Annotated in this window: 28 protein-coding genes and 2 tRNA genes; 14 read left to right on the forward strand and 16 right to left on the reverse strand. The window is 63.1% G+C overall.

Annotation, left to right across the window (positions count from 1 at the left end; all coding sequences use genetic code 11):
* Position 1: 1 nt before the first annotated feature.
* Both Q1B16_RS04080 and carA read right to left on the reverse strand, forming a co-directional pair.
* Positions 2-1,792, reverse strand: coding sequence for a glycosyltransferase family 2 protein (locus Q1B16_RS04080; protein ID WP_299784941.1), 1,791 nt, complete (start codon positions 1,790-1,792; stop codon positions 2-4).
* A gap of 64 nt (positions 1,793-1,856) precedes the next feature.
* Positions 1,857-3,026 carry a glutamine-hydrolyzing carbamoyl-phosphate synthase small subunit gene (carA, locus tag Q1B16_RS04085; protein WP_299784942.1) on the reverse strand — a complete coding sequence of 390 codons (1,170 nt, stop codon included), beginning with the start codon at positions 3,024-3,026 and terminating at the stop codon, positions 1,857-1,859.
* Positions 3,027-3,206: 180 nt separating this feature from the next.
* On the opposite strand from carA, the gene Q1B16_RS04090 reads away from it, so the two are divergent.
* A complete protein-coding gene (locus Q1B16_RS04090) occupies positions 3,207-3,671 on the forward strand; it encodes a GatB/YqeY domain-containing protein (protein WP_299784943.1) in 465 nt (154 codons plus the stop codon).
* A gap of 49 nt (positions 3,672-3,720) precedes the next feature.
* Here Q1B16_RS04090 and Q1B16_RS04095 read toward each other — a convergent pair whose 3' ends face one another.
* The 6 genes from Q1B16_RS04095 to lipB all read right to left on the reverse strand — a co-directional run bounded on the left by Q1B16_RS04095 (position 3,721) and on the right by lipB (position 8,471).
* The gene (locus Q1B16_RS04095) at positions 3,721-4,641 is read right to left on the reverse strand and encodes a hypothetical protein (RefSeq protein WP_299784944.1); all 921 of its coding nucleotides are present in this window, start codon (positions 4,639-4,641) and stop codon (positions 3,721-3,723) included.
* Between the two features lie 11 nt (positions 4,642-4,652).
* Positions 4,653-5,144 carry a DUF2244 domain-containing protein gene (locus Q1B16_RS04100; RefSeq protein WP_299784945.1) on the reverse strand — a complete coding sequence of 164 codons (492 nt, stop codon included), beginning with the start codon at positions 5,142-5,144 and terminating at the stop codon, positions 4,653-4,655.
* Between the two features lie 6 nt (positions 5,145-5,150).
* Positions 5,151-5,450 (reverse strand): CcdB family protein, encoded by a 300-nt coding sequence (locus Q1B16_RS04105; RefSeq protein WP_299784946.1) that lies wholly within the window; start codon positions 5,448-5,450, stop codon positions 5,151-5,153.
* A gap of 3 nt (positions 5,451-5,453) precedes the next feature.
* Entirely contained in the window at positions 5,454-5,675 is a 222-nt protein-coding gene (locus Q1B16_RS04110; RefSeq protein ID WP_299784947.1) for a type II toxin-antitoxin system CcdA family antitoxin, read from the reverse strand.
* A 116-nt stretch (positions 5,676-5,791) separates the two neighbouring features.
* The gene (gene ctaD / locus Q1B16_RS04115) at positions 5,792-7,465 is read right to left on the reverse strand and encodes a cytochrome c oxidase subunit I (RefSeq protein WP_299784948.1); all 1,674 of its coding nucleotides are present in this window, start codon (positions 7,463-7,465) and stop codon (positions 5,792-5,794) included.
* A gap of 226 nt (positions 7,466-7,691) precedes the next feature.
* A complete protein-coding gene (gene lipB, locus Q1B16_RS04120) occupies positions 7,692-8,471 on the reverse strand; it encodes a lipoyl(octanoyl) transferase LipB (protein ID WP_299784949.1) in 780 nt (259 codons plus the stop codon).
* A 65-nt stretch (positions 8,472-8,536) separates the two neighbouring features.
* Here lipB and Q1B16_RS04125 point away from each other — a divergent pair, with 65 nt between their 5' ends.
* Positions 8,537-10,186 (forward strand): peptidoglycan-binding protein, encoded by a 1,650-nt coding sequence (locus Q1B16_RS04125; RefSeq protein WP_299784950.1) that lies wholly within the window; start codon positions 8,537-8,539, stop codon positions 10,184-10,186.
* A gap of 233 nt (positions 10,187-10,419) precedes the next feature.
* Positions 10,420-10,506: transfer RNA gene (locus Q1B16_RS04130), tRNA-Leu, on the forward strand.
* A gap of 92 nt (positions 10,507-10,598) precedes the next feature.
* Here the strand turns inward: Q1B16_RS04130 and Q1B16_RS04135 are convergent.
* The 8 genes from Q1B16_RS04135 to Q1B16_RS04170 all read right to left on the reverse strand — a co-directional run bounded on the left by Q1B16_RS04135 (position 10,599) and on the right by Q1B16_RS04170 (position 17,530).
* On the reverse strand, positions 10,599-10,895 hold the full coding sequence (locus Q1B16_RS04135; protein ID WP_299784951.1) for a hypothetical protein: 297 nt from the start codon (positions 10,893-10,895) through the stop codon (positions 10,599-10,601).
* Between the two features lie 144 nt (positions 10,896-11,039).
* Positions 11,040-11,975, reverse strand: a complete 936-nt coding sequence (locus Q1B16_RS04140; protein WP_299784952.1) for an AEC family transporter — start codon at positions 11,973-11,975, stop codon at positions 11,040-11,042.
* Positions 11,976-12,023: 48 nt separating this feature from the next.
* Positions 12,024-12,827 carry an MBL fold metallo-hydrolase gene (locus Q1B16_RS04145; RefSeq protein WP_299784953.1) on the reverse strand — a complete coding sequence of 268 codons (804 nt, stop codon included), beginning with the start codon at positions 12,825-12,827 and terminating at the stop codon, positions 12,024-12,026.
* Complete coding sequence (locus tag Q1B16_RS04150) at positions 12,827-13,630, reverse strand: TatD family hydrolase (RefSeq protein ID WP_299784954.1); 804 nt, start codon at positions 13,628-13,630, stop codon at positions 12,827-12,829. Before Q1B16_RS04150 ends, Q1B16_RS04145 begins: the two co-directional genes overlap by 1 nt.
* Positions 13,631-13,684: 54 nt before the next feature.
* On the reverse strand, positions 13,685-14,812 hold the full coding sequence (locus Q1B16_RS04155; RefSeq protein ID WP_299784955.1) for a DNA polymerase III subunit delta': 1,128 nt from the start codon (positions 14,810-14,812) through the stop codon (positions 13,685-13,687).
* The gene (tmk, locus tag Q1B16_RS04160; protein WP_299784956.1) at positions 14,809-15,435 is read right to left on the reverse strand and encodes a dTMP kinase; all 627 of its coding nucleotides are present in this window, start codon (positions 15,433-15,435) and stop codon (positions 14,809-14,811) included. Before tmk ends, Q1B16_RS04155 begins: the two co-directional genes overlap by 4 nt.
* Positions 15,432-16,604 carry a D-alanyl-D-alanine carboxypeptidase family protein gene (locus Q1B16_RS04165; RefSeq protein ID WP_299784957.1) on the reverse strand — a complete coding sequence of 391 codons (1,173 nt, stop codon included), beginning with the start codon at positions 16,602-16,604 and terminating at the stop codon, positions 15,432-15,434. Before Q1B16_RS04165 ends, tmk begins: the two co-directional genes overlap by 4 nt.
* A 35-nt stretch (positions 16,605-16,639) precedes the next feature.
* Positions 16,640-17,530, reverse strand: a complete 891-nt coding sequence (locus tag Q1B16_RS04170) for an SPOR domain-containing protein (protein WP_299784958.1) — start codon at positions 17,528-17,530, stop codon at positions 16,640-16,642.
* A gap of 184 nt (positions 17,531-17,714) precedes the next feature.
* On the opposite strand from Q1B16_RS04170, the gene Q1B16_RS04175 reads away from it, so the two are divergent.
* From Q1B16_RS04175 to sdhC, 11 genes are all read left to right on the forward strand, one after another.
* Positions 17,715-17,804, forward strand: a tRNA-Ser gene (locus tag Q1B16_RS04175).
* A 190-nt stretch (positions 17,805-17,994) separates the two neighbouring features.
* Positions 17,995-18,918 carry an FAD-dependent oxidoreductase gene (locus Q1B16_RS04180; RefSeq protein WP_299784959.1) on the forward strand — a complete coding sequence of 308 codons (924 nt, stop codon included), beginning with the start codon at positions 17,995-17,997 and terminating at the stop codon, positions 18,916-18,918.
* The gene (locus Q1B16_RS04185) at positions 18,915-19,748 is read left to right on the forward strand and encodes an isoprenylcysteine carboxylmethyltransferase family protein (protein ID WP_299784960.1); all 834 of its coding nucleotides are present in this window, start codon (positions 18,915-18,917) and stop codon (positions 19,746-19,748) included. The genes Q1B16_RS04180 and Q1B16_RS04185 overlap by 4 nt, the downstream gene beginning before the upstream one ends.
* The gene (gene ubiG / locus Q1B16_RS04190) at positions 19,726-20,448 is read left to right on the forward strand and encodes a bifunctional 2-polyprenyl-6-hydroxyphenol methylase/3-demethylubiquinol 3-O-methyltransferase UbiG (RefSeq protein WP_299784961.1); all 723 of its coding nucleotides are present in this window, start codon (positions 19,726-19,728) and stop codon (positions 20,446-20,448) included. Before Q1B16_RS04185 ends, ubiG begins: the two co-directional genes overlap by 23 nt.
* 1 nt (position 20,449) lies before the next feature.
* On the forward strand, positions 20,450-20,842 hold the full coding sequence (locus Q1B16_RS04195) for a DUF4149 domain-containing protein (RefSeq protein ID WP_299784962.1): 393 nt from the start codon (positions 20,450-20,452) through the stop codon (positions 20,840-20,842).
* 247 nt (positions 20,843-21,089) lie between these two features.
* Complete coding sequence (locus Q1B16_RS04200; RefSeq protein WP_299784963.1) at positions 21,090-22,358, forward strand: DEAD/DEAH box helicase; 1,269 nt, start codon at positions 21,090-21,092, stop codon at positions 22,356-22,358.
* 195 nt (positions 22,359-22,553) lie between these two features.
* A complete protein-coding gene (locus tag Q1B16_RS04205; protein WP_299785986.1) occupies positions 22,554-23,015 on the forward strand; it encodes a (2Fe-2S)-binding protein in 462 nt (153 codons plus the stop codon).
* 2 nt (positions 23,016-23,017) lie between these two features.
* A complete protein-coding gene (locus tag Q1B16_RS04210; protein ID WP_299784964.1) occupies positions 23,018-25,264 on the forward strand; it encodes a molybdopterin cofactor-binding domain-containing protein in 2,247 nt (748 codons plus the stop codon).
* A gap of 155 nt (positions 25,265-25,419) precedes the next feature.
* The gene (locus tag Q1B16_RS04215) at positions 25,420-26,151 is read left to right on the forward strand and encodes a 2Fe-2S iron-sulfur cluster-binding protein (RefSeq protein ID WP_299784965.1); all 732 of its coding nucleotides are present in this window, start codon (positions 25,420-25,422) and stop codon (positions 26,149-26,151) included.
* A complete protein-coding gene (locus Q1B16_RS04220) occupies positions 26,148-26,477 on the forward strand; it encodes a succinate dehydrogenase (RefSeq protein WP_299784966.1) in 330 nt (109 codons plus the stop codon). Before Q1B16_RS04215 ends, Q1B16_RS04220 begins: the two co-directional genes overlap by 4 nt.
* A complete protein-coding gene (sdhC, locus tag Q1B16_RS04225) occupies positions 26,474-26,812 on the forward strand; it encodes a succinate dehydrogenase, cytochrome b556 subunit (RefSeq protein WP_299784967.1) in 339 nt (112 codons plus the stop codon). Before Q1B16_RS04220 ends, sdhC begins: the two co-directional genes overlap by 4 nt.

Raw genomic sequence — 26,812 nt, forward strand, 5'->3', positions numbered from 1 at the left:
GTCACCGCCGCGTCGTGTGGATGTCGCCGCCGGGCACGTCCGGCGCGGCGATGCCGTGCTGGGTCTTGTCCCAGTAGAACGGTTTGAAGATCAGTTCGGACCACGCCTTGTAGACGGCGAACACCCCCATCGGGAAGTAAAGGAACATCATCGGGACCCATTGCATCAGCTGTTCGTGCTGCGTGCGTCCCACCGCTACAAAGCCGATGAGCAGCGAAATCAGCTCTGTCAAAAGAAAGAGGGCCAGAAGGCCCCCTGTCCATGCCGCCGGAAACATCTCCATGAACGGCGTCGAGAATCCGAATAAGACCAGCCAGAAAGACCAAAGCGCGGGCGCGAGCGTGAATTGCAGGATCGTCGTCAGAAAGAAGAACTGGAACCCGAGGAATTTGCGAAGCCCCAGATCGCGCAGGAGCCTGAAGGGCCGTTTCATATGCACCAGATAGGTGACGATGTACCCCTTGAGCCATCTTGACCGCTGCTTGATCCAGGAAATGAACCTGTGGTTCGCCTCTTCTCGGGTGACGGTCGGGATCAGGATGGTCCTGTAGCCGAAGCGCGACAGCCTGATCCCGAGATCCGCATCTTCGGTCACGTTATGGGCATCCCAACCGCCGACCTGTTGCAATGCGCTGCGTTTGAGATAGACCGTCGTGCCGCCCAAGGGGATCGGCAGACCCAGACGTGCGGCACCGGCCAGAACGATCCGGAACCAGGTCGCGTATTCGATGGTGAAACACCGCGAGATCCAGTTCGATCGCGTGTTGTAGAAATCGAGGATTCCCTGCACGCAGGCGACATCGTCGGGCGCCAGGTGAAACGCTTCGACCACGCGTTCGATCTGGTCGGTCGCGGGCGCATCCTCGGCATCGAGGATCCCGACGATATCGCCGCGGGTGTGACCCAGCGCATAGTTCAAGGCGCGGGGTTTGGTTTTCAGCTCTGCGTCGGGCACGACCACGACGCGCATCCATGCAGGGAGGGACAGGTCCCCGATCATATTGCGGGTCAGGTTGTCCTTTTCCTCAAGCACCAGAACCACATCGAGCAGCGATTTCGGATAGGTGAGGCGCGACAGGCGCTGCACCAGACTGTTGGCTATGCTTGCCTCGTTGAACAGCGGCACGATCAAGCTCACCACCGGTTTTTCGGCCAAGGGCACGTGAACCGGTTTGTCGGGTGGCTTCTTGTACCCGGCAAAGAAAACCGCGATCTTAAAGGTGACACAAGCCAGCAGGTTCGCCACAGCGACGAGGGTAATTCCCGCAAAAAACACGTTGGGAAAGAAAAATATGAGGGCAAGGCTGACCCCGAAGAACAGTGATGCGAGAATCCCGCGCCTCCAGGTCAGCTTGTTGATGTCGCGGCAGCTGTAATCGTCTGCCACAAGTGTTTCCGCCCGCTCGGCCAGGTAATCGCTGTGCTGGGCCATGATGACGGTGATCAGATCGTCTTCGGACGCTTCGGCAAACAGGACCGGCCCGATCTGGTGTTCGAGCATATCGCGCAATTGCGTCCGATCGCGGTTCGGTGTGACGCCGATCAGGGTCGCTTCGCCCACCATCCCCCAAGGGTAAACGCGGTGTTCGAGGCAGAATTTCGGTGGGAGGAGGTGCGCCAGCCTCTCGTCCGGCGGGTTGGTTTCAGGTTTGAGCCGTCGTCGACTGATCGCGAGGTTGCGCGCCTCGCGCAAGACGCTGTCTGAAAGCCGTTCGGACGCAATGGGCTGTGTGCGTGCCGATGGCGCCAGAACGAAGGGCGAGTCGGTCGCATCTTTGATTGAAAAGGACATCGTACCCCCGGTTCTGGCCGGGGGTCAGCTAATCGCGTGTCGGTTAACTTGCGGTTAACGCGGCCTAAACCTTTTCCGTTTTGTGCGCCGCCATCGAGTTCGCGAAGCGTTCGAACAGGTAAAAGCTGTCCTGCGGACCGGGGCTCGCCTCGGGGTGCTGCTGGACCGAGAATACAGGGCGATCCGCCATGCGGATCCCGCAATTCGATCCGTCGAACAGCGACACATGGGTTTCAAGCACACCCGTGGGAAGGCTCTGGCTGTCCACGGCAAAACCGTGGTTCATTGAGGTGATCTCGACCTTGCCGGTCTCGGTGTCCTTGACCGGGTGGTTCGCACCGTGATGGCCGTGGTTCATCTTGACGGTCTTCGCCCCAAGCGCGAGCGCCAGCATCTGATGGCCGAGGCAGATGCCGAACATCGGCAGGTCGGTGTCCTTGAGAATTGTCCGGATCATCGGCACGGCATATTCGCCGGTTGCCGCAGGATCGCCGGGTCCGTTGGATAGGAAGACCCCATCGGGATTATGCGCCAACACTTCTTCCGCGGTCGCCGTCGCGGGCAGAACGGTCACATCGCACCCGGCACTGGCAAGACAGCGCAGGATGTTCCGCTTTGCACCGTAGTCGATGGCCACGACCTTGTGCTTGGCATCGGTCTGGCGAACGTAGCCCTCGGGCCAGGCCCACCGCATCTCGTCCCAGCGATAGGATTGCGCGCAGGTGACGTTCTTGGCAAGGTCGAGCCCCTCCAGGCCGGGGAACGCGCGTGCCTTCTCGACCAATGCGGCAATGTCGAACGTGCCTTCGGGATTGTGCTCCAACGCGACATGCGGTGCGCCGAGCTGCCGGATGGCGCGGGTCAGCCGCCGCGTATCCACGCCGCCGATCGCAATCCGCCCACGCGCCGAGAGCCAGTCACCAAGCTCTTGCACCGCGCGCCAATTGGAGCTTTGCGTCGGCATCCATTTCACCACCATACCTTCGGCCACCGGATCGGCGGTTTCGTCGTCATCCGGGTTCACGCCGACATTGCCGATATGGGGAAAGGTGAAGGTCACGATCTGCCCGGCATAGGACGGATCGGTCATGATCTCCTGGTAGCCTGTCATGGCGGTGTTGAAGCACAGCTCGGCCACGGAGGTGCCGACAGCGCCAAAGCCCTGACCGTAAAAGATCGTCCCATCCGCAAGGGCAAGGCAGGCGGTCGGGGTGTCGTTGGTAAGCTGGGCCATGGCGCGACTCCGCAGGGGGTTAAATCTCCGGGAAACTACGGGTGCGGTGCCCTGCGGTCAAGGGAGGGTCGAAATTGTGATTAATAGCCTTTTCAATGACTTAGCCGAAATCACGCAGACTTGCGTCGAAACGGCTCCTCGCTTACTGTGCCCGCTCGTTCAACCATGGGATAGGAATTCATGGACCTTCGTACCCGGCTCAACACGTCGATCAAACAGGCGATGCGCGACAAGGACAGCGCGCGGCTGTCGACCCTTCGCCTGATCAATGCTGCGATCAAGGACCGCGATATTGCGGCGCGCGGCGAGGGCAACGAAGATGGGGTCGGAGACGACGAAGTTCTTGCGATCCTTGGGAAAATGGTCAAGCAACGCAGGGACACCGCCAAAACCTACGAAGAGGGTGGGCGGCTCGATCTGGCCGAACGCGAGCTCGCCGAGATCGAGGTGATCGAGGAATTCCTGCCGCGCAAGCTGTCGGATGACGAGGTTGCCAGCGCCGTGGATGCCGCCGTTGCCGAGACCGGAGCATCCTCGATCCGGGACATGGGCCGCGTCATGGGCGCGCTCAAGGCGAAATATACCGGCCAGATGGATTTCGGCGCAGTCGGCCCGATGGTCAAAGACCGTCTGTCCAACATCTGATTTTGCCGAAATAAGCGACCGTTTCTGTCAACGGAAACGGCGCGATGCGTCAACGCATCGTGGGCCCGACCGTCTCTAGACCGAAATCGCGCCTGATCTCTGCAAGAGTGGCATCGTCTGTGACCTTGAAACGCTGCACGAACCGCGTCTTGTACCCAATCCGCCCACGGCGCGCGCCGAAGTTTCCCCCGTGGTTTAGCATGTAAAGCACCGATGGTCGCGACAATGGTGCCAAGGGCTGACCGGCCAGTGCGGCGAGATAGGGAAACATCCGGTGCTCGTGCTGTGTCATCTCTGCGATGAAGGCCGTCGAGGCGGGTTCCGACGGATCATGATACACCGCCGCACAACTGCCGCAGAGTTTCCAGAACGGCTTGCGCATGGGGGCAGACCAACTGCGCGTGTCCGCCACTCCGATGTCGCCGGCACTGACGTCCATCACGTAGCCTGACTGCACCAGGTAGCCGCCCGGCTCCTGCCGCTCCAGCATCTCTCCCACCGCGCCCTGTCGCAGAAGGTCGTCCGCATCGAAGGACATCACGTAGCCCGGAGACGAGGTCAGATCGGGCAACGCCTTGCTCAACTGCCGCAGCTTGCGCCATTTGTCGTTGCCCGGGGTCGGGTCGGTGAAGGGCAGGTAGGTGATGCGCGGATCGTCGGGCAGATCAGGGCGCACCTGGCAGCAGATCGCGGCGGTCCAATCGGATCGGTCCTGCGCAAGAAAACCGTCAAGCGTGCTCCGCAACCGGGCCACCACCGCGTCCCAGTCACCAACGTGGTCCGGGCCAACGAGGGGCAGCAGGAAGGTCACTTGCTTGGGCGTCGCTTTCCGCACCGCAGCCCCGCGCAACGCCAACGCGGCGCGTTCTGACGGGACCATCTCAGAGGTTGGGTCTATCTTGCCAAGAAGCTGTGTCCGCAGCAGATGACGCGCGCGGATGTGTTTCGGGACGGCGGGAACCTGTGCCATGACGCCTCGGATCAGGGGGTGGCGATGCGCCGAACCTTTTCACTCAGCTCTGCGTACAGCTCTTTGCGTTCGTCTTCGCTCAGAAACGCGCCAATCTCAACCTCTCTTCCCGCACCGGAGAGCGTCACGTAATGCGGAACCGGGCCACCCTTGTGGTGCATGTTGACCTGCGTCCAGTAAGGGTTGCAGTGCCATTCCTGCGGCGCGCCCTTGAAGCTCTGCCGCGTCAGGTGCAAATCGTCGGGCGTCAGGGTCAGCACCTCGATGATCTGCAAATCCCGCTCGTTCCGGCGTAGCGCGTACCACATCGCACCAAGCGCCAGCAGCATGAACGGCAGGATGCCCCAGAGCAGCACTGTGCCGATCAGGCCGTAAAGCGGGATCGTGGACAGGGCGAAAATGCCAAGAATTGTCGCCGCAAACCCATGCGCGGGCAGCGATTGATGCGGCCAGAGGCGGAGTTCAGAGGTGTCTCCCGAGGTGTCGGTCCAAGTGTACGGCATCGTGGTTCAGTACCCCGTCAAAAGCATATCGCAGGCGCGGATGATGTCGTCCCGCTGATTGGCGGCAGAGCCGATATGTGTCTCCAGCTGCGGTAGTGTCAGGGTCGCAACTTGCAAAAGGTTCAAACGCAGTGACAGATCACCCAGCACGATACGCGGTGCAAGCCTGTCTATTGGCGTATCCGACCAATCCTCCGGCACCAAGCGAGCCACAACTCGAGTGGTGGCATCGGCGAGCAAGTCAGATTGGAGAACCAAGACATGGCTGCCGCTGTCAGCGCGGAAAACGTCAAACTGCTTCGCCATGTCTTACCACTGACGATATTTGGCGAGGGGCAGGCCTTCTTCTTCAACCCGTCGATTATATGCCTCGAACGCAGCCTTGTTCTCTTCCTTCCAGCGTTCGGCTTCCGCGCGGCGTACGTCTTCCTCAATTCCAGCTTCGGCCGCGCGTGAGATATTCACGCCAACGGCCTTCGCGCGGGCGATCAGGTCGGCATCGAGGCTGAGGCTGGTGGATTTGCGTGGCATGGGGCGTTCTCCTTTGCAGAAGATATACCGCAGAACCTACCCGCAAACAACGGTAGGTTCGATAGCAAAAGGCCCCGGCGTTTCCACCAGGGCCCTTGGTTCAGAAAACTCTTAGCTTAGTGCGCGTGGGTCTTTTCCCAGTCTTCCCGCTTCGGAAGCTGCTCGAACGTGTGTTCGGGCGGCGGGGAGGGCAGGGTCCATTCCAGCGTGTCCGCATATTCGTTCCACGGGTTCTTCGCGGTCTCGGCACGGCCCTTGGCAAGGCTCCATGCGATCACGCCGATGAAGAACAGGAACGAGGCGAAGGACAGGAACGCGCCCCAGCTCGAGATGTAGTTCCAGAAGGCAAAGGCTTCCGGATAATCGATGTAGCGACGGGGCATGCCCTGACGGCCCAGGAAGTGCTGCGGGAAGAACGTCAGGTTCGCACCGATGAAGAACGTCCAGAAGTGCAGCTTACCGGCCCATTCCGGGTACATCTTGCCGGTCATCTTCGGGAAATAGAAGTAGATGCCCGCGAAGATACCGAAGACGGCACCGAGGCTCATCACGTAGTGGAAGTGCGCAACCACATAGTAAGTGTCATGGTAGGCACGGTCCACGGCAGCCTGCGACAGGACGATGCCCGTCACACCACCCACGGTGAAGAGGAACAGGAAGCCGAACGCCCAGAGCATCGGCGTCTTGAACTCGATCGAGCCGCCCCACATGGTCGCGATCCACGAGAAGATCTTGACCCCTGTCGGAACCGCGATGACCATCGTCGCCAGCATGAAGTAGGACTGCTGGGTCAGCGACATGCCCACCGTGTACATGTGGTGCGCCCACACGACAAAGCCCAGTGCACCGATCGCGATGATCGCCCAGACCATCGGCAGGTAGCCGAAGACCGGCTTGCGGCTGAACGTGGCGACCACGTGGCTGATGATGCCGAAGGCCGGCAGGATCACGATGTAGACCTCGGGGTGACCGAAGAACCACAGGATGTGCTGGTAGAGAACCGGGTCGCCACCGCCTGCGGGATCGAAGAAGGTCGTCCCGAAGTTCCGGTCAGTGAGCAACATGGTGATCGCACCCGCCAGAACCGGCAGCGCCAGAAGGATCAGCCAGGCTGTGACGAAGATCGACCAGGCAAACAGCGGCACCTTGAAGAGCGTCATGCCAGGCGCGCGCATGTTCAGGAAGGTGGTGATCACGTTGATCGCACCCAGGATCGACGAGGCACCGGAAACGTGCACCGCGAAGATCGCGAGATCCATCGACATGCCGCCTTCATTGGTCGACAGCGGTGGATAGAGCACCCAACCCACACCCGAACCCAACTGACCGTTGCCGCCCGGTGCAAAGACCGAACAGATCGCCAGCGTCGTCCCGGCGACGAACAGCCAGAAGGACAGGTTGTTCAGACGCGGGAACGCCATGTCCGGCGCGCCGATCTGCAACGGCATGAAATAGTTGCCGAAACCGCCGAAAAGCGCCGGAATCACCACGAAGAACATCATCAGGATGCCGTGTCCGGTGATCAGAACGTTCCAAAGGTGTCCGTTCGGTGTACATTCGCCGACCGCTGCTGCGGTCAGGCGGGCGCCTTCCATACACATGTACTGAACCCCGGGGTTCATGAGCTCCATGCGCATGTAAACGGTAAAGGCCACCGAGATGAAGCCCGCGATACCGGCGGCGATCAGGTACAGAATCCCGATATCCTTGTGGTTCGTGGACATGAACCAGCGGGTGAAAAACCCGCGCTGGTCTTCATGCTCGTGGCCGTGAATGGCGGCGTCTGCCATATCTGCCTCCTGATGGTTCCCAATAAAAAAGCGCAAGGAATCTCCGTGCGCCATTTTTTCCATAGTCGTTTTAGAATGTGAGACCGGCGGCGGCAACGGATGTATTTGACGCAGATCAAACTTTATTGTCGCACTTTGATCTTGATGCGATGACCGCTTCTCAACGCATACCCTTAATAAATATACAATTTGTTCGAGATCGGGCGTTTTTGCCCGGTTTGCAGCCTCAAGAGCGACACGCCGCCGCGCTTGGAGCGTCGAAAACCACGTCAAAGCTCTGCTTCAACGCCACGTCCACATCGTCCATCGTCACCGGAAGACCAAGGTCGACGAGGGATGTCACACCATATTGCGTGATCCCGCAGGGCACGATGCCGTCGAAATGGCTCAGGTCTGGCTCCACATTGATGGAAATGCCATGAAAGCTCACCCATTTCCGCAAACGGATGCCGATGGCGGCGATCTTGTCTTCCGCGATTTTACCATCCGGTAAAAGTTTCTTGTCCGGCCGCTCGATCCAGACTCCGACGCGCCCGTCGCGGATATGCCCGGTCAGACCGAATTCGCCCAGTGTCGCGATCACCCAGCGTTCGAGATCCTGCACGAAACACCGCACATCCCGGCCACGCTTGCCGACATCGAGCATGACATAGACGACACGTTGGCCCGGTCCGTGATACGTGTACTGCCCCCCTCGCTTGGTGTCGTAGACCGGGAAGCGGTCCGGGTCCTTCAAATCCTCGATCCGCGCGCTGGTCCCGGCGGTGTAGAGCGGGGGATGCTCGAGCAACCAGATCAGCTCATCCGCAGAGCCATCCGCAATGGCCGAAGCCCGCGCCTCCATCACAGCGACCGCGTCATCGTAGTCGGTCAGGCCGTCCGAAATGATCCATTCGACACGTGTCGACATCACAGATTCCTTGACTCGCGAAACATTCTTTTCAGAATGGACGCAACTTTTATTCGAATTCCACTTGCACTGAACATTTTTTGAAAGGCTCCGCAATGATACCCCGCATATCCCTCAGCGCCATTCTCTCTCTTAGTCTTATCGCATCGCCTCTTCCGGCCATGGCCAACGACGCCTTGATCGGCGGGATCATTGGCGGCGTCATCGGTGGTGCGATCAGCAACAGCAACAAACGCGCGGCACCAAAGCGGACCTACACCAAGGCCGCCAAGCCGCGCTCGCCGGGAATCAGCAGCGCGCAACGCGAAGCGAACAGACAGACGCAAACGGCGTTGAATTACTTCGGGTTCAACTCAGGGACACCGGACGGGGTGCTGGGCCGTAACTCGCGGGCGGCGATCTCTGCCTACCAGGCCCATCTCGGATATTCGCCAACCGGGCAATTGACCAGCTTCGAACGCGATTTCCTGATTTCGTCGTTCCACCGGGCTCAGGCGGGGGGTGTGAACACGTCCCAGTTGATTGCAAGCAACCCGCAAGGGGTGCGCGGCTTGCTGGTCATGTATCGCGACGAACAGATGAACGGTACCGGAGGCAGTGCGACCTCGGCCATTGGCGGGCATTACGGTCTGCCGTCCATCGTCGCGGCGGCGGTGAACGAAGTGGCGAAAAGCTCCGACCCTTCTGCGGAACAGTTGGTCCAGCGGCATGGCTTCATTCAACTGGCGGATATCAACGGCGACGGTCAGACCGACTACATCATCGATACCTCGGTGACCGGCTCGGCCTTCTGGTGCAACGCGCAATCCTGCATGGTTCGCGTCTTCGCATCGACGCCCAATGGCTACGAACGCAACGACTTTCAGGCGTTCAACGTCACCCCGGCGATGTTCTCATGCGTTCGCGGCACCTGTTCCAAGACCAACGATGGCTCACAGCTCGCAACGGCAAAGCTGATCCCGCAAGCGGTTCAGCCCGATCTGCCCCAGACCCAACTGGCAGCGGTCGCAGAGCCCTCCACACCCGCCACCCCGGTCCCGTCTGCGCAGCCGGTGGTGAGCGGCGTCACGCAACCTTCTGCGCCCGCAATGTCCGGCCAATTGCCGTCCTTCATGGGAGGACAGAAAGCGGCGCAACCGTCCCTGGCATCGTTCTGCAACAAGGTGAGCCTCCTCACCAGTTCGAACGGTGGTTTCGTGACCGAGGCGTCGATGTCGGACGCCAACTTCGCGCTGGCCGAGCAGATGTGCCTGACTCGCACCTACGCGATGGCGCAAGGCGAGGACCTGATGGCCAAGGTGCAGGGCGCAACGCCTGAGCAGATCACCGAACAGTGCCGGAGCTTCGGGCCGTTCCTCAAGGATCATGTCATGGCGGTTTCGTTGAAATCCCGTGATGAGGTGCTTCAAGGGATTTCCTCGTTCATCCTGTCGAGCGGTATGGCACCGCAACAGCTTGCAGGCACGGCCAAGGTTTGCCTGTCGGTCGGATATCGCGTGGACGACATGGATGTCGCAATGGGCTCGGCCCTGCTTCTGACATCGCTTGGCGAAGCCGGGTATTCCGAACTTCTGGGCCATCACCTCAGCCAAGGCATCGGCGCCGCCGAGCGTTCGGACATGGCTCTGGAGTGGTACGAAACGGCTTTGGCGGAATTTACGGATACCGGCACCTCGGTCTTCGCACCCGGTCAGCCCGATCGCATGGCGCTCTTGCAGAAAGCGGCTTTCATGCTGAACGGCCAGTCCGATCTCGTGTCGGAGGATCCCAAGCCGCAACCGGCCGCGCTTCCTCTGTTGAACGTCGACTAACGACACTGTCCCCGAAGGTCCGGTCGCATCATCGTATTGCGATTCGAGCCTTCGGGATGTGTCGACGCGAAACCCGGCCTTCTACAAAGGCTGGGACACGGTAATCGGATACCGGAAAGCGCCTGACATGTGCTCACTTGGCCCGCGATCTGCGGACGTGACGGTTTGTCGAAATTTGCCCTTGCCCCCGATTGCGACCTTCGCTAATGAGCCGCCTACCAAGTCAAGACAGTGCGGTCGTGGCGGAATTGGTAGACGCGCAGCGTTGAGGTCGCTGTGGGGTAACTCCCGTGGAAGTTCGAGTCTTCTCGACCGCACCATTTTCCTGAAATTTAGGTAATGCGTGCGACTGCTTTAGGCGCACGAAAAAACGCGCCCGAGATGGGCGCGCTCTGTTTGAAATATGCGGAAATCAGTCCGCCGCGGAAAGTTGAAATTCCTCCGGTTCAGCGGCGTGCATGTTTGCATGCTCCAGCGCGCCAGCCTTCAGCAGGATGTCATGCACCAACAACACTTTCATGCCGTGGGCAAGATCGTCACGTGCGTGGACAGCCAGTATCTTCTCGCGATCGTCGGCTTGGATCGCAGGCATGTCGAAATCCGTCACGTAATCGTCGATCACCTCCGAGAGAGGCGACGCGCTCACAACGATAGGCAGGGTGATCGCGACGATCATGGGAAAGGCGTACTTGGCAAAAAAGCGGGTCATATCCTCGGTTTCCGTTGGCAGCTGTTCACGAGGACAACGCGAAAGACCGCCAGAGGTTCCGGAACGATGACCGCTGGTCACACAACGCTTGGTAATGGGGTGGCGCTGGAGCGCAACCTGTAGCGCGCCGCGCCGATGCTGCGATCAGGGCAAGGTGCCCAGCCAGAGCCACGTGGTCAGCACGGAAAGCGCGCTTGCCAACAGCACCGAGGACGCCGCCACGCGCCGGGCGCGCCCGTAGATATTGGCGAAGACATAGCAGTTCACCCCCGGCGCCATGGCGGCCGTGATCACTGCGCTGCGGAAGGCACTGTCCTCCAGCGCGAAGGCAGACCCGAGGCTCCAGGTGATTGCCGGATGCAGCAGGAGGCTCACCGCGCAGACGAAGAGGATGATCCGCATGTCGCCCTCGGGCCGGTAGCGGTAGAGCACGCCGCCCATCGCGAACAACGCGGCGGGCAGGGCGGTGCGCACCATCATGTCCAATGCGTCGGTGAACGGACCGGGCAGGGAGATGTTCAGCAGGTTGAACGCCGCCCCGAGCGCGATCCCGATCACCAGCGCATTGCGGAACATCGCCTTGGCGACGATCAGCGGCACATCGCGGTTCGGTTGTCTGGTTTCGCGGGCACGCACGAATTCCATCACGGTGATCCCGAGCCCGTAGCAGAACGGCGAATGAAACGCGATGATCGCGTAGTTTGCGGACAGCGCGTCAAGCCCGAAGGCGCGTTCCGTGATCGCAAGGCCCAGCAGGACGGAATTGGCAAAGAGGCAGGTGAACCCGATGACGACCGCATCCTGCCAGTCGCGTTTGAACAAAAAGCGCGCGCCGAACAGGCCGACGATGAAGCAGGTCAACGATCCGCTGTAAAAACTGATCAGCAGCGGCACTGAGAAGCTGTCGCCGATGTCCAACGTCCAGATCGCACGGAAGAGCAGGCAGGGGATCGCCACGTTCTGCGTGAAGGTCATCAGCCCGTCGATCGAACTTTCGCTCAGAAGCCCGCGCCAGGCGACGGCATAGCCGAACCCGACCACCAGAAAGACCGGGAGAATGATGTCGAGAAGCGCCTGCATGTCAGCGCGCCATGCGTACGGTTCGACCGTCGTATCGTACGGTCGGCGTCACCCCAGCGGCTGCGTGATCACCATGCCGTCAAAGGCCGGGGTGATATGGTCGGGCGTTTCGGCATCGACAGCGGCGTAGTCGAGGTCGATATGCATGTTCGTCAGAACCCCGCGCCGTGGCTTCGCACGCTCCATCCATTCCAGCGACTTGGCCAGATGCGCGTGGGTCGGATGCGGGTCACGCCGCAACGCGTCGAGGATCCAGACATCGAGACCCTGGAGATGATCGTTCCAGACATCCTCGGAAATGCTGGCGACGTCCGGCAGATAGACAAGATCGCCGATCCGAAACCCAAGCGCGTCGATGCTGCCGTGGTTCACCTTGAAGGGCGTCAGCGACACGCGGCCTCCGGCTCCGTTGACATGCACCGGACCGTCGATCGTGTTCATGTCGAGGATCGGCGGATAGGGGCTGTCGGAGGGTTGCACGAAGGCATAGCCGAACCGCGAGAAGAGGTCGTTCTGCGTGTCGCCATCGGCCCAGACGGCCAAGCGCTTGCGCATGTTGAACACGATCATCCGCAGATCGTCGAGCCCGTGCACGTGATCCGCGTGGCTGTGGGTGTAGACCACCGCATCAAGCTCTCCGACACCGGCGCCGAGCAGCTGCGCGCGCATGTCGGGGCTGGTGTCGATCAGCACGCGGGTGATCCCGCCATCGGTTTCCCGCTCGACCAGCAGGGAACAGCGGCGGCGCACGTTCTTGGGGTTCTCCGGATCACACGCGCCCCAATTGCCGCCAAGGCGCGGAACCCCACCGGACGAGCCGCAGCCAAGGATGGTGAAGCGCATCTCGCCCATCACGCGGCCGCCTCGTATTGCGCGGCCTTCCAGAACAGCCGTTCGAAATTCGCCTCGGTCTGCGCGGCGAAATCGGCGTAATCCATGCCGAATACATCAGCCCCGACGCGGGCGGTGTGTGCCGTATAGGCCGGCTCATTCCGCTTGCCGCGATGCGGGGGCGGGGCAAGGTAGGGGCTGTCGGTTTCCACCAGAATGCGGTCCACGGGTGCCGCTGCGAAGATGTCCCGCAATTCCTGGCTTTTGGGGAAGGCAGCGATGCCGGACATCGAGAGGTAGAAGCCCAGTTCCAGCGCCGCACGGGCCAGGTCGGCGGACGAAGAAAAGCAATGCATCACGCAGGTATAGGGCTTCGTCTTGAACCCTTCGGTGAGGATGCGCGCCATGTCGTCATCGGCGGCGCGCGCATGGATGATCAGCGGCAGCCCGGTTTCCTGCGCCGCCTCGATATGCACGCGGAGCGAGGCTTTCTGAATGTCGGCGCTTTCGGCGGTGTAATGGTAGTCCAGTCCCGACTCTCCGATGCCCACGAATTTCGGATGCTGCGCCAGCGCGACGAGGTCATCGACCGTGGCCAGCGGCTCATCGGCGGCGCTCATCGGATGGGTGCCCGCGGCATAGAACACCGGCTCATGCGCCTCGGCAATCGCCCGCACCTGCGGCTCAAGCCGCAGTTTGGTGCAGATCGTCACCATGCGACGCACACCGGCCTCCAGCGCGCGCGCGATCACGTCGGCGCGTTCGTCGTCGAAATCCGGGAAGTCCAGATGGCAATGGCTGTCGGTGATCTGTGGTGTAGACATGAGGGTGGTATCGGGGATGCGACCGGGGGCGTCAAGACGTGGCTTGCGGGCGCATCACGAGCGCGGACAGCCAGCCTGCAACGCCAGAAAACTCGACAGCAAGAGCGATCCCGCCTCCACGTTGACCGCCCGCCCGTGGCGCAGCCGTTCGCCCTGATCCTGCGCCAGTTGCGCCCATTGGCGCGCGGCTTTGGGCGACGGGCAGAGCCGCTGAAAGGTCTCAGCTTCCTGTGATGCAGCCTGCGGATCGGGCGGATGGCCGGTGGCCCCGGTCCGGGCAAGACGGGTCAGCGCCCGGTCGAACAGACCCATCAGCAGGTCAAGCCGCTCTTCCTTGCCGCGCCCTGCCGCGCTTTCGGACAGGGCGATGGCGTGAGGGCGGCTGAGATCGGGCAGGGTGGAGAGCAGTTTCACGAGATCAGAATAGAGCTTCAGCCCGTCCTGCTGCATCAGCCGCACGGCCTCACCAACCGATCCGCCGGACAGCGCGGCGAGCGCCGCCGGGTCGGTTACGCTCTGGTCGATCCCGGTGGCCGCAAGCGCCTGCGCCATATCCGCCGTTCCGAGAGGGGAAAGCCGCAATTCGCGGCAGCGCGACCTAATCGTCGGCAACAGCCGCGAGGGCTGGTGGCTGACCAAAAGCAGCGTCGTGCGTTCGGGCGGTTCTTCCAGCAGCTTGAGGATCGCGTTGGCGGCGTTCACGTTCATGTCGTCGGCGGCATCGACGATCACAACGCGCCGCCCGCCATCCACGGCGGAGAGCGAAAAGAAAGTCTTGAGCCGCCGCACCTCGTCCACGGTGATCTGCGCCTTCAGACGCTTTGCCTTTTCGTCATAGGGACGGCGCAGCGCGAACAGGCCCGGCTCCGACCCGGCCATGATCCGGTGCGAGACCGGGTGATCGGGCGCGATATGCAGATCCGTTGGTGGCGGCGGCGCACCGAAAAGGCCGTCGTCTTGCGCAGGCGGTGTCGCCAGCAGGAACCGCGCGATCCTCCAGGCCAGGGTGGCCTTGCCGACGCCGCGCGGGCCTGTGATCAGCCAGCCGTGATGCAGCCGGTCCGATCCGTAGACTTGCAGGAAATCCGCTTGCGCTGCGTCCTGACCGAACAGCGTGACGGTCTCGCGCGGATGCGGCGCGCCGTCGATGCGGTCGGGTTCTGGATGTGTGGCTTCACTCATGGCATGTGCGGGCTTACCGCAGCCCACACGTCGCCTGCAACGGTCTCTGCGTCCCGCGCGCCGTCGATCACGCGGAAGCGGTCGGCATATTCCGTGGCCAAGGCCAGGAACCCGGACCGCATCGCCTCTTGCAGCGACGCGCCGAAATCCTCGAACCGTTCTTCGACCGTGTTGCGCGCCTTGGCGCGACTGAGACCGGTTTCCGGGTCCATGTCGATCAGCAGGGTCAGGTCCGGCTCCACCCCGATCATCAGATCGTGCAACGCGTCCACCTTGGCCCGCAGGTTGCCCCGCGACAACCCCTGATACATGCGCGTGCTGTCGGCAAAGCGGTCGCAGATCACCACCTTGCCCGCGTCCAGCGCCGGCTGGATCGTGCGTTCCAGATGGTCGCGCCGGGCGGCGGTAAAGAGCAGGATCTCGGTCTCTGCCGACCAGCGGTCCGGATCACCCTGCAACACCAGCGCGCGAATTTCCTCTGCCCCCGGACTGCCGCCGGGTTCGCGGGTGTGGACCACGTCATGCCCTGCGGTGCGTACCCGGTCCGCGAGCATTTTCGCCTGTGTGGATTTTCCCGATCCGTCGATCCCCTCGAAGCTGAGAAACAGCCCGGATCGGCTCACATCGTTTCCTCGGCGGGGGTCTGCAAGCGGCCCAGCAGCACCTGCGACACGCTCATCATGCGTGCCACGAACCCGCTGGCCGGAACGGCGCTTGCCGCGTAAAGCGGGATGCGGTGCTCGGGCAGGCCCTCAGGGCTGATGATCAGCTCGGCCAGTTGGCGCCCCTCGGCGATCGGTGCCTCGATCGGCCCGGTATAGACGACCTCGGCAGTCACGGACGTGCCCGGGGTGTTCGGCAAGAGCAGCGTCACGTCTTCCTTGGCCATCAACCCGACCGACGCGCTCGCCCCCATCCAGACATCGGCCTCGGCAATCACCGCACCCGCCCGTGTCACGGTGCGTTCGGCGAATTGGCGAAAGGCCCAGTTGACGATGGCTTCGGATTCCTGCGCGCGCGCCTGTGCCGTATCGAGACCGGTGATGGTAAAGATCACCCGCCGGTCGCCCTGCTTGGCCGACCCGACCAGCCCATACCCGGCTTCCTGCGTGTGCCCGGTCTTGAGCCCGTCAGCGCCGATCCCCAGCGTCAACAGCGGGTTGCGGTTGAACCGGTTGGAGGACTCCGCTTCGTCGAACAGAAATTCCTCTTCGGCGAACATCGGGTAGAATTCCGGGAAATCTTCGATGATGCGCTGCGCAAGCAATGTGAGATCGCGCATCGACATGACATGCCCGTCCGCGGGCCAGCCGCTGGAATTCTTGAAAACGGAATTGGTCATCCCCATCTGCTGCGCGCGCTGGGTCATCATGCGGGCAAACCCAGCTTCGGTGCCATCGGGTGACAACGCCTCGGCCAGAACGACGCAGGCATCATTGCCGGACAGAACGATGATGCCGCGGATCAGGTCTTCCACGGATACCCGTTCTCCCTGCCGCAAAAACAGGGTCGATCCGCCAAAGGAATTGGCATGGGCCGACACCGGCAACTCTTCCTCAAGGCGCAAACGCCCGTCGCGCACGGCCTCGAACGCGATATAAAGCGTCATCAGTTTGGACATCGACGCAGGCGGCAGCGGTGTGTCGGCGTTCTTGGCCAGCAACACGGTGCCGGTTGTCTCGTCCAGCACGAAAGCGGCGCTCGCCTGCGTGTCGAACGCGGCCAAGGGGCTGGTCGACATCAGCAGCGCGGCGGCACCGGCGGCGATGAAACTGCGATATGTTCGGATCATGGCAGCTCTCCTGTGATACCCGGGAAGGCGCGCGATCAGTTGGTCACGGCGTAGGCGTCGGTAAAGCCCGATGCCTTGATCTTGGCAAGCAACGCGCTGCGCTCTGAGCGGGACTGTGCCGGTCCCACCAGCACGCGCCAGAACGTCTTTCCGCTCGAGCTTTGCTCCAGAACCGTCGGCACCATACCCGCCTGGCGCATGGCGGTCGCGGTGTTGTTGGCGTTCTGTTCGATGCTGAAAATGCCGATCTGGATGAAGGGCTTGTCCAGTGGCGACGCCGCAGGCCGGGGCGGGGCGGCCGGGGCCGCCGCCGCAGGTGCCGCCTCGATCGCGGCCGAAGCGCTTTCGGCGATCGGGTCGAGCGTCGTCTCGGCCACGTCGGTCGGCGCGCCCAGCGTGGCGTCGCCCACCGGGGCGTCCTGAATCGGGGCTGCCGAGGCGTCGTCCGGCACCTCCTCGCGCCGCAGGGCGACCACGTTCAATTGTGTCGGCGCGCCGGCCAGCACACCAAGCGCCGCCGCCGCGTCGGACGAGATCTGCAACCGCGGTCCGGGCGTTTCGCGCTCCTTGCGGAAAAGAGCGCCGATGACAAAATTGCCGTTCGCCTCGTTTCGGATGATCACCCGCTCCGGGTCCGACACATCCGGATGCGCCGCCCAGACCCCGCCAAGCGACGGGCGTCCGTCCCACAGACCGGGTTCGGACACCTGGAACACTTCGGGGGCTTCGACATCCCGTTCCACCAACCGCGTCGACCGCGTGCCCTCTGCCGCCGCGCCCTCTTGCGCCGGGGCCGCACCGCCCCCCTGAAGAAATGCCGGAACAGTGCCGTCCTCACATCCGGCCAGGGCCAGAATGCCGGCACCGCAGATCGTCGTGATCCGGGCGCTGCGCCAAAGCGGAGATTTCGGGACCGTGATGTTCATTGCCTGCTCGCCTTCTGCTATGCCAATCCGAGCGCAATTTGGGACTGACCGCCCAGCGCCGCTTTTGTTTTGCCGAAAGCTTACAGTCTTCATCGCGCCAAGAAAAGTCTGACGGTGCGGTTGTACAGATTTTCCCCAACCCCGCTTTCAGAATCGCAATCGGGCGGCTATGTCACCTGCCACCGGAGGTTTGGCAGAGTGGTCGAATGCGGCGGTCTTGAAAACCGTTGGGCGTGAGAGCGTCCCCAGGGTTCGAATCCCTGAGCCTCCGCCACCTTATCGAAATGGCACGAGACGCTGGATCGGACCGGCTTTCGACAATGAAGCCTCGGAACAGGCTGCGTGTCCGCAACATTTCCAAACACCGGCTTGCCTAGGCGATTCCAACGCATCCCTAGACGGGCGCGTCGTTCGTCTTAGCTTTCCGCAATGCACAAAGGATCACGCAGGACGGGGCTTGGAAAATGAAAATTGCGATCATCGGGTCGGGGATCACCGGGCTGTCCTGTGCGCGGCGATTGATCGAGGCGGGGATGGCGCCCGTCGTGTTCGACAAGGGCCGTGGCCTTGGCGGCCGCGTGGCGACGCGTCGTGCGGAGGGCAGGTTTCAGTTTGATCACGGGGCGCAGATGATCCCGTGTGAGACGCGCGGCTTTCGCACGCTCCTGGACGAGGCGATGTCTGAAGGCTGCGTCGCTCAATGGGACACCGACGCGGGCGAGCGGCACTATGTGGGCACGCCCGGCATGACCGGACTGGCGAAGTTCCTGGCGACAGGCGTCGATCTGCATCAGGCAACCGAAATCACCGCGCTGACGCAGCATGCCGATGGGTGGGAGCTCGAGGCGAGTGCGCCGCTTAGCCGGTTCGACCGCGTCGTTTGCACCGCGCCCGCACCGCAAACCACCAAGCTCGTCGGGCCCGCTCTGACGCAACCGCTCAACGGCGTGACATACGATCCCAGCCTGACCCTGATGGTCGCTCTCAAGCGGGACGCCAACGCGCCCGACACACAGTCCAACCCCACCGATGCCTTCGCCTGGGTGGCGCGTGACAGCGCCAAACCCGGCCGACCGACGCAGAACTGCTGGGTCGTGCAAGCCAATGCCGATTGGAGCGCGGCCCATCTCGAGCGTACCAAGGACGAGATCGCGACGCTGATGCTCGACCTTTTCCTGTCGCATTACGGGCTCGCGCCCACCGATGTGGCCTATGCCACCGCGCATCGCTGGCGCTATGCCTTTGTGTCTCGGCAGCTGGGACAGCCCTTCGTCACCTCGCGCGACGGCACGCTTCATGCGGGTGGCGACTGGTGTCTCGGACCGCGGGTCGAGCACGCGTGGCAAAGCGGCACCGCCATCGCCGATGACATCCTGGCCACTGCATGAGGCTGGACGATCCCCGCATCAAGCGGTTGGTCACGCTGATCACCGCCGCAGTGACGCCGCCGCCCGGCAAGGGCCGGATCGCGCTGGCGCTGGTCATGGGCACCATCTGCCACATGATCTTCGCCATCGCCGTCCTGTCGATGATGACCGCCATGTTCTTCGGAATGAGCGAAAGCTTCGGCACCGTCCCGTGGCCCTGGGCGGCGCTCGCCAACGCGGTGCTGATCCTGCAATTCCCGCTGCTGCACTCCTTCCTGCTCTCGAAACCGGGGATGCAGATTGTGGCCCGCCTGATCCCCGGCCCACACGGCGGCACGCTCTCGACCACCACTTACGCCATCATCGCATCGCTGCAACTGGCGGCACTTTTCCTTTTGTGGACGCCCAGCGGCATCATCTGGTACCGCGCCGACGGCTGGGCGTTGGTCGCCATCTGCGTCGCCTATGCCGCGACCTGGCTCTTGCTCATAAAGGCCAGCTTCGACGCCGGGGCCGAGGTGCAATCCGGCGCGCTGGGCTGGATGTCGCTCTTGGGCAAGATCAAACCGGTCTTCCCCGATATGCCGACCCGTGGCCTCTTTCGCCACATCCGCCAGCCGATCTATGTGGCCTTTGCGCTGACGCTCTGGGCCGTTCCCGTCTGGACACCGGATCAACTGGCGCTGGCGGTCAGCTATACCGCCTATTGCCTGCTGGCCCCGCGCCTGAAGGAACGACGCTTTGAACAGCGCTATGGCGCCGCATTCGATCGCTATCGGGATCGCGTGCCCTATGTCCTGCCCAAACTCACGTCCAAGGAGCGCAAGAATGGCGCAAACCCAGCGGAATAACCTGGCGATCTACGATGACGTCGCCGCGCATTGGTGGTCAGATGACATCCGCTGGGTGCGCACGCTCAGAAACATGGTGCCGGGTCGCTTGAGCTGGTTCGACACGCACATTGACTGGCACGGCAAGGAGGTGCTCGACCTCGGTTGCGCCGGGGGCTTCATGGCCGAGGCCCTTGATGATCGGGGCGCAAATGTCACCGGTATCGACCCCGCGAAAGACGCCATCGCCGCCGCCCGTCAACACGCAGAGGCCGCGGGCCGGACCATCGCCTATGATGTCGGCGTGGGCGAGGCGCTGCCCTACACGGATCAAAGCTTCGACGCGGTGGTCTGCGTCGATGTGCTGGAGCACGTTCAGGATCTCCCGCAGGTGATCGATGAGGTGTCCCGCGTCTTGCGCTCCGGCGGCATGTTCCTCTTCGACACGATCAACCGCAACCCGATCTCGCGCCTCGCCACGATCACGATGGCCGAGAACGTGCTCAAACTGCTGCCCAAGGGCACACATGACCCCGAGATGTTCATCAAACCGGCAGAGTTGCGCGCGCAGCTCGACCGCGCGGGGTTCACAATCGGCAAGATGACCGGCCTCGGCCCGCGCGGCCTGAACGCCAAGGGCGATTTCACCTTCGGACGGGTGCCTGGCACCATGATCATCTACATGGGCACCGCCCGCAAACCCGACCAACAAGGAGACTGACATGACGACACTCGCCCTGCTCTCGACCGCGCTCCTCTTCGGCGGCATGGTCCTTTATTCCTTCGGTTTCGCGGCGTTCCTGTTCACCGCGCTCCCGGCCGAGACCGCTGGCCCGACCATCCGCCGCGCCTTCCCACATTTCTATCTCTTCGTCATCGCCGGGGCAGGGCTGTCGGCCGTGTTCCTCGCGCTCTCCGATCCGCTGGGCGCGGCGATCATGGCCGCCATCGCGCTGACGACGATCCCGACCCGGCAACGGCTCATGCCCGCGATCAACGCCGCCACGGATGCGGGCAACAAGCGCCGCTTCGCCATGCTGCACGGCCTGTCGGTTGTGATCACTTTGATCCACATTGTCGCCGCGGCTTACGTGCTGCACCGCTTTATCGGTTGACTTGCCGGGCGTTAGGCCCCATGTCCTCCTCATCGCCGCGCAGCCGCGTGAGCTTGCCGCGCCCGTCATCTTGGGCGCACCGGCGATGAGCAATTCAGTTCCCCATCACGCAGGGTCCCTGACGCAGAACCAGACGGTGCGGGGCGCTCTCGTGATGTCTTAAGGTCCTGCGACACCCTCGTTGCCGCGATGATGCGGCAGAACTCCCTCCGTGCGCGAGATCGCGTGCGGACGCAAAGGATACCTTTTGTCTGATTTTGATACGCTGGGCCTCAAGCCCATTCTCCTCGCCGCTCTCAAGGAGGCCGGCCTCACCACACCCACCCCGATTCAGGACCAGGCGATCCCGCTTGCGATGGCGGGCCATGACATCCTGGGCCTTGCCCAGACTGGCACCGGCAAGACGATGGCCTTCGGCCTGCCGCTGGTCAGCCACCTGATGGACATGCCCGAACGACCCGCCGCGAAAACAGCGAAATCGCTGATCCTCGCGCCAACCCGCGAACTGGTCAACCAGATCGCCGAAGCGTTGCGCACGCTCACGAAAAAGACCCACCTCAAGGTGAACGTCGTCGTCGGTGGCCAGTCCATCAACAAGCAGATCCACCACCTGCTCAAGGGCACCGACATCCTCGTCGCCACGCCCGGTCGCCTCATCGACCTGATGGACCGCAAGGCCGTCGACCTACGCACCGTCAAGCACCTCGTGCTGGACGAAGCCGACCAGATGCTCGACATGGGCTTCATCCACGCCCTGCGCCGGATCGCGCCGAAACTGGGCACCCCGCGCCAGACCATGCTGTTCTCGGCCACCATGCCGAAACAGATGGAAGACCTGAGCAAGGCTTACCTCACCGACCCGAAAAAGGTGCAGGTCTCGCCTCCGGGCAAAGCCGCCGACAAGGTCACGCAATCGGTGCATCACCTGTCCAGCAAGGGCGAGAAACCGGCCAAGCTGCGCGAAATCCTGTCGCGTGACATGGATGCCCTTACGCTGGTCTTCTCGCGCACCAAACATGGCGCGGAAAAGCTGATGAAGGGCCTCGTGGCGGACGGCTATAACGCCGCGTCGATCCACGGCAACAAGAGCCAGGGCCAACGCGACCGCGCCATCAAGGCGTTCCGCGATGGCACGATCAAGGTGCTGGTGGCAACCGACGTGGCCGCCCGCGGCATCGACATTCCGGGCGTGGCTTACGTGGTCAACTACGATCTGCCCGACGTGCCGGACAACTACGTCCACCGCATCGGCCGCACGGCCCGCGCCGGTCGCGAAGGCGAAGCCATCGCCTTCTGCGCCCCGGACGATGCCGACCTGCTGCGCCAGATCGAAAAGCTGATGAAGATCGAGGTGCCCGTCGCCAGCGGCACCGCGCCGAAAGACCCGGTCGCCCGCAAACCCCAGACACGCGGTCAGGGACGCGGCGGCAAGGGCGGCCAAGGCCGACCCGCCGGTGCCACGGCAAAACCCAACGGCAACCGCCGCCGCCGCAACAGATCGCGCAAGGCCGCCTGATCTGACATAACCCCGGCTTCTTTGGGCTCCAAGTACCTCGGGGGGTGTGGGGGGCAGCGCCCCCCACCCGGTCGGAGCGGCCCCGCCGCTCCGAAACCCGAAACGCACAAACGCAAATTACCCCAGCGTCACCTCTCCCTCCCGCCGCGCATCCGCCTATGTTAGGTTGAATTAGCCGACGGAATGGAGCGCATGATGCAACTCAGGATCAACGGAACGCTGCACGAGGTCGATGTCGAAGACGACATGCCGCTCCTCTGGGTCCTGCGCGACGAGTTGGGGCTGACCGGCACCAAGTTCGGCTGCGGCATCGCGCAATGTGGCGCCTGTACCGTGCATCTCGATGGCGTCGCCGTGCGCTCCTGCCAGACATGGGCCGTCGACGCCGAAGGCGCGGACATCCGCACCATCGAAGGTCTCGGCACACCCGAGGCGCTGCACGCCGTGCAAGCCGCCTGGCTCACCGAACAGGTCGCGCAATGCGGCTACTGCCAGTCCGGGCAGATGATGCAGGCGGCGTCCCTGCTGGCCGAAAATCCCCGCCCGACGGATCAAGAGATCGACGACGCCATGTCGGGCAACCTGTGTCGCTGCGGCACCTATCCACGCATCCGCGCCGCCGTCAAACGCGCCGCCAACATGATGCAGGAGGGCTGAGCATGGGACGCGCCAGAACCATCGCCCGCCGCACGTTCCTGATCGGCTCTGCCGCCGTCGTCGGCGGCGTTGCCTTCGGCGTCTACACCGTGCGCAAACCGCATGAGAATCCGCTTACAGCTAATGCCGGAGAGGCGGTGCTGACGCCCTACGTCAAGATCACGCAGGACGGCATCACCCTCATCACGCCGCGCGCGGATTCGGGGCAGGGGGTCTACCACGTACAAGCCGCCCTCATCGCCGAGGAGCTGGATGTCGATCTCGATCAGATCACCCCCGATCCCGGACCGCCCAGCCCGGCCTATTGGAACACCGCCCTCGCCGCCGAAGCCGCCGATTTCATGGTCCCCGCCGCAGGAATGATGCACGACCTCGCCGAAGGCGCGGTGAACAGCGTGATGAAGGTGATGGGTCTTCAGATTACCGGCGGCTCGACCACCGTGCCGGACCAGTACGAAAAGCTGCGCCGCGCCGGGGCCTCGGCCCGCGAGACGATCAAGGCGCTCGTGGCCGACCGCGAAGGCGTGGCCATCGACGACCTGACCACCCGCGCCGGAGCCGTAATTTTACCGGATGGTCAAGAAATCCCGTATACCGCCCTCGCCGCCGATCTGGCGGACCGCGATGTGGTGCAGGACGTGCCGCTGCGCGCGCCGGATCAATGGCGCTATATCGGCAAGCCGATGCAGCGGATCGACATGCTCGCCAAAAGCACCGGCACGCAAGGCTACGGCATCGACGCCAGCGTGGACGGCATGGTGCACGCCACCGTGCTGATGAACCCCGCGCAGGGCGGCGGCATGGCCGATTACGACGCGTCCGAAGCCCTCGCCATGCGCGGCGTGCAGGCGGTCGTGCCGATCACCGGCGGGCTGGGCATCGTCGCCGACAACACCTGGCGGGCGTTCCGCGCCGCGCAGGCGATCGACGTGACGTGGGAAGACCCCGCATATCCTCTCGAACAAGCGGATCATTGGGCCGCGCTCGAGGCGTCCTTCACACCCGACGCGCAAGACAGCCAGAAGGGCGACGATGGCGATGTCGAGACCGCGCTGGGCGATGGCGACATCCTCACCGCCGAATACCGCGCGCCCTATCTGGCCCACGCGCCGCTCGAGCCGATCAACGCCATTGTCCGCGTCGATGACGACCGCGCCGAGGTCTGGACCGGCACGCAAATCCCGCGCTTTATCCAGGCCAATGTCAGCCGCATCACCGGAATCCCCGCCGATAATGTCACCGTCCACGTCCTGATGATGGGCGGCAGCTTCGGCCACCGGCTCGAGGACGAGGTGGTGAAACAGGCGACCGAGATCGCGATGCAGATGAAGGGCACGCCGGTCAAGCTGACGCTGTCGCGCGAAGAGGACATGCTGCACGATTTCCCGCGCCAGATCGCGATGGCACGCATGCGCGGCAAAGTGGCGAACGGTCGGGTCGAAGCGCTCGACCTCGGCATCGCCATGCCCTCGGTCATGGCCTCGCAGCTCAGCCGCCAGAACCAATCCGCCCCGGGTCCCGACAGCCAGATCGTCGCGGGCGCTTGGGAACAGCCCTTCGCCATCCCGCACCAGCGTGTCACTGGCTACCGCGCGCCCGAATTGGCCCCGATCAGCTCATGGCGTTCGGTCGGCGCGTCCTCCAACGGCTTTTTCTACAATGCCGCACTGGACGAATTGATCGCCGCCGCCGGGGCCGACCCACTGGAAGAACGCCTGCGCCTGTGCAGCGACCCGCTTGCGCGGCAAGTGTTGGAGGCCGTAGCCGAGATGTCCAACTGGTCCGGCACCGGCGGCCTTGCGAACGGATCGAAGACCGGGCGCGGCGTGGCGCTGACCAAATCCTTCGGCGTCCACTGCGCGCAGGTGATCGAGGTCACGGACACCGACAACGGGATCCGCATCGACACCGTCTGGGTCGCCGCCGAGGTGGGCCGCGTTGTCGATCCGGTGAATTTCGAAAACCTCGTGCAGGGCGGCGTGATCTACGGCCTCGGTCACGCGATGAACAGCGAGATCACCTATGCCGGTGGCGTGGCCGAGCAATCGAATTTCGACACCAACCCCGGCATGCGCCTGCACCAATGCCCCACGATCCATGTGCGCGGTCTGGAAAACGGCGACCGCGTGCTGGGAATCGGCGAACCCCCGGTGCCGCCAGCGGCTCCCGCATTGGCCGGTGCCATCTGGGCGGTGACGGGCACGCGGCTGCGCGAGATGCCGTTCAGCAAGAGCGTCGATTTCGTCTGATCCCCGCAAACCGAGCGGGGGGCGCCCATCGCGTTTGCCGAAAGTTGCACTGTAAGACATGCTTACGAATGAGGTTAATTTATTTGCCTTTTCGTTACCTGCGCTGACCGTTATTCTTTGACCATCAACAGGATCGAAGAAAGGCGGGCTCTCAGATGCCAGAGCGAGACCACTTGACTGTAACGGTGCAACGCGGAGGCCCGGATACGCCGCAAAGGCCGCAGACATTCGAGGTTCCGGCCTATGACAACCAGACCGTTCTCGACGTGGTGTCCTGGATCCAGCAGAACACCGACCCGACCCTGACCTACCGCTTCGCCTGCCGCGTCGGCATGTGCGGAAGCTGCGCGATGATGGTCAACGGCGTGCCGCGCTGGACCTGCCGCACCCATGTCAGCAAGGTCGTGAAGGGCGGTGCCATCGAGGTCGGTCCCCTGCGCAACCTGCCGGTCATCAAGGATCTGGCCGCCGACATGGACCCGTTCTTCGACAAATGGGTCGCCGCCGAAGGCATGCACCACCCGACCCGCACCCGCGAAGATGAAATCGAGGCGATTGATCCCGTCGCATCTGACCGGCAAGAGGCGAATGCCGGGATCGAATGCATCAATTGCTCGGTCTGCTATTCGGCCTGTGACACGGTGGCGGGCAATCCCGACTACCTTGGTCCGGCGGCCCTGCAACGGGCCTGGACGCTTTACAACGACGCCAAGGATGCCGACCGGGACGCGATCCTCGATGCGGTCTCCGGCAAGGGCGGATGCCATTCCTGTCATTCGATGGGGTCCTGCACCGCCTATTGCCCGAACGAGTTGGACCCCCTGTCGGCCATCGCGGGGCTGAAGCGCGCTACCACCAAGCGGTTCTTCGGAGGGCGCAAGGGATGAGCGAATTCCAGCTCTACATGGCGCAACGCCTCAGCGCGCTGGTGATGGCACCCTTCGTGATCGTCCATATCGGCGTGATGATCTACGCAATCCAGGGCGGGCTCACGGCGGCAGAGATCCTCGGCCGCACCCAAGGCTCGGTCTTCTGGTTGGCCTTCTACGTCATGTTCGTCATCGCCGTATCGATCCACGCAACCATCGGCCTGCGCACGATCCTCGGCGAATGGGTGGGGCTGCGCGGTGGCCTGCGCGACGGGCTGTCGGCGGTGATCGGGCTGGGATTGTTCCTGCTCGGCGCACAGGCGGTCTGGGCGGTGACGGCATGAGGGTCGATCGCGCGCATCCGCTTTGGCTGGCCTATATCCTGCACCGGCTGTCGGGGATTGGCCTCGCGCTTTTCCTTCCGCTGCATTTCTGGGTGTTGTCCTACGCCCTGAACGACGCCGCGCGGCTGGATGCTTTCCTGACCCTGACCGAGATGCCGCTGGTCAAACTGGCCGAGTTCGGTCTTGTCTTCCTGCTCGCCGTGCATTTCTTCGGCGGGCTGCGGCTCTTGGCGCTGGAATGGCTGCCGTGGAGCGCGCCGCAAAAGACATGGGCGGCGGCGGCGGTGGCCGGGTCGTTCCTTGTCTCGACAACCTTCCTCTTGCAGGCGATTTGA

The organism is uncultured Marivita sp., assembly GCF_947488135.1.
Taxonomy (GTDB): domain Bacteria; phylum Pseudomonadota; class Alphaproteobacteria; order Rhodobacterales; family Rhodobacteraceae; genus Marivita.

What these genes read in the sequence shown, in the direction of transcription:
- ctaD (WP_299784948.1), bottom strand. Translation starts at nt 7,465, where the DNA reads ATGGCAGACGCCGCCATTCACGGCCACGAGCATGAAGACCAGCGCGGG.
- Q1B16_RS04135 (WP_299784951.1), bottom strand. Translation starts at nt 10,895, where the DNA reads ATGACCCGCTTTTTTGCCAAGTACGCCTTTCCCATGATCGTCGCGATC.
- Q1B16_RS04215 (WP_299784965.1), top strand. Translation starts at nt 25,420, where the DNA reads ATGCCAGAGCGAGACCACTTGACTGTAACGGTGCAACGCGGAGGCCCG.
- Q1B16_RS04100 (WP_299784945.1), bottom strand. Translation starts at nt 5,144, where the DNA reads ATGCCGTACACTTGGACCGACACCTCGGGAGACACCTCTGAACTCCGC.
- Q1B16_RS04210 (WP_299784964.1), top strand. Translation starts at nt 23,018, where the DNA reads ATGGGACGCGCCAGAACCATCGCCCGCCGCACGTTCCTGATCGGCTCT.
- Q1B16_RS04105 (WP_299784946.1), bottom strand. Translation starts at nt 5,450, where the DNA reads ATGGCGAAGCAGTTTGACGTTTTCCGCGCTGACAGCGGCAGCCATGTC.
- Q1B16_RS04155 (WP_299784955.1), bottom strand. Translation starts at nt 14,812, where the DNA reads ATGAGTGAAGCCACACATCCAGAACCCGACCGCATCGACGGCGCGCCG.
- Q1B16_RS04165 (WP_299784957.1), bottom strand. Translation starts at nt 16,604, where the DNA reads ATGATCCGAACATATCGCAGTTTCATCGCCGCCGGTGCCGCCGCGCTG.
- Q1B16_RS04180 (WP_299784959.1), top strand. Translation starts at nt 17,995, where the DNA reads ATGAAAATTGCGATCATCGGGTCGGGGATCACCGGGCTGTCCTGTGCG.
- Q1B16_RS04140 (WP_299784952.1), bottom strand. Translation starts at nt 11,975, where the DNA reads ATGCAGGCGCTTCTCGACATCATTCTCCCGGTCTTTCTGGTGGTCGGG.
- Q1B16_RS04090 (WP_299784943.1), top strand. Translation starts at nt 3,207, where the DNA reads ATGGACCTTCGTACCCGGCTCAACACGTCGATCAAACAGGCGATGCGC.
- Q1B16_RS04125 (WP_299784950.1), top strand. Translation starts at nt 8,537, where the DNA reads ATGGCCAACGACGCCTTGATCGGCGGGATCATTGGCGGCGTCATCGGT.
- Q1B16_RS04185 (WP_299784960.1), top strand. Translation starts at nt 18,915, where the DNA reads ATGAGGCTGGACGATCCCCGCATCAAGCGGTTGGTCACGCTGATCACC.
- Q1B16_RS04080 (WP_299784941.1), bottom strand. Translation starts at nt 1,792, where the DNA reads ATGTCCTTTTCAATCAAAGATGCGACCGACTCGCCCTTCGTTCTGGCG.
- sdhC (WP_299784967.1), top strand. Translation starts at nt 26,474, where the DNA reads ATGAGGGTCGATCGCGCGCATCCGCTTTGGCTGGCCTATATCCTGCAC.
- Q1B16_RS04205 (WP_299785986.1), top strand. Translation starts at nt 22,554, where the DNA reads ATGCAACTCAGGATCAACGGAACGCTGCACGAGGTCGATGTCGAAGAC.
- ubiG (WP_299784961.1), top strand. Translation starts at nt 19,726, where the DNA reads ATGGCGCAAACCCAGCGGAATAACCTGGCGATCTACGATGACGTCGCC.
- Q1B16_RS04220 (WP_299784966.1), top strand. Translation starts at nt 26,148, where the DNA reads ATGAGCGAATTCCAGCTCTACATGGCGCAACGCCTCAGCGCGCTGGTG.
- Q1B16_RS04170 (WP_299784958.1), bottom strand. Translation starts at nt 17,530, where the DNA reads ATGAACATCACGGTCCCGAAATCTCCGCTTTGGCGCAGCGCCCGGATC.
- Q1B16_RS04145 (WP_299784953.1), bottom strand. Translation starts at nt 12,827, where the DNA reads ATGGGCGAGATGCGCTTCACCATCCTTGGCTGCGGCTCGTCCGGTGGG.
- carA (WP_299784942.1), bottom strand. Translation starts at nt 3,026, where the DNA reads ATGGCCCAGCTTACCAACGACACCCCGACCGCCTGCCTTGCCCTTGCG.
- Q1B16_RS04095 (WP_299784944.1), bottom strand. Translation starts at nt 4,641, where the DNA reads ATGGCACAGGTTCCCGCCGTCCCGAAACACATCCGCGCGCGTCATCTG.
- Q1B16_RS04110 (WP_299784947.1), bottom strand. Translation starts at nt 5,675, where the DNA reads ATGCCACGCAAATCCACCAGCCTCAGCCTCGATGCCGACCTGATCGCC.
- Q1B16_RS04150 (WP_299784954.1), bottom strand. Translation starts at nt 13,630, where the DNA reads ATGTCTACACCACAGATCACCGACAGCCATTGCCATCTGGACTTCCCG.
- Q1B16_RS04195 (WP_299784962.1), top strand. Translation starts at nt 20,450, where the DNA reads ATGACGACACTCGCCCTGCTCTCGACCGCGCTCCTCTTCGGCGGCATG.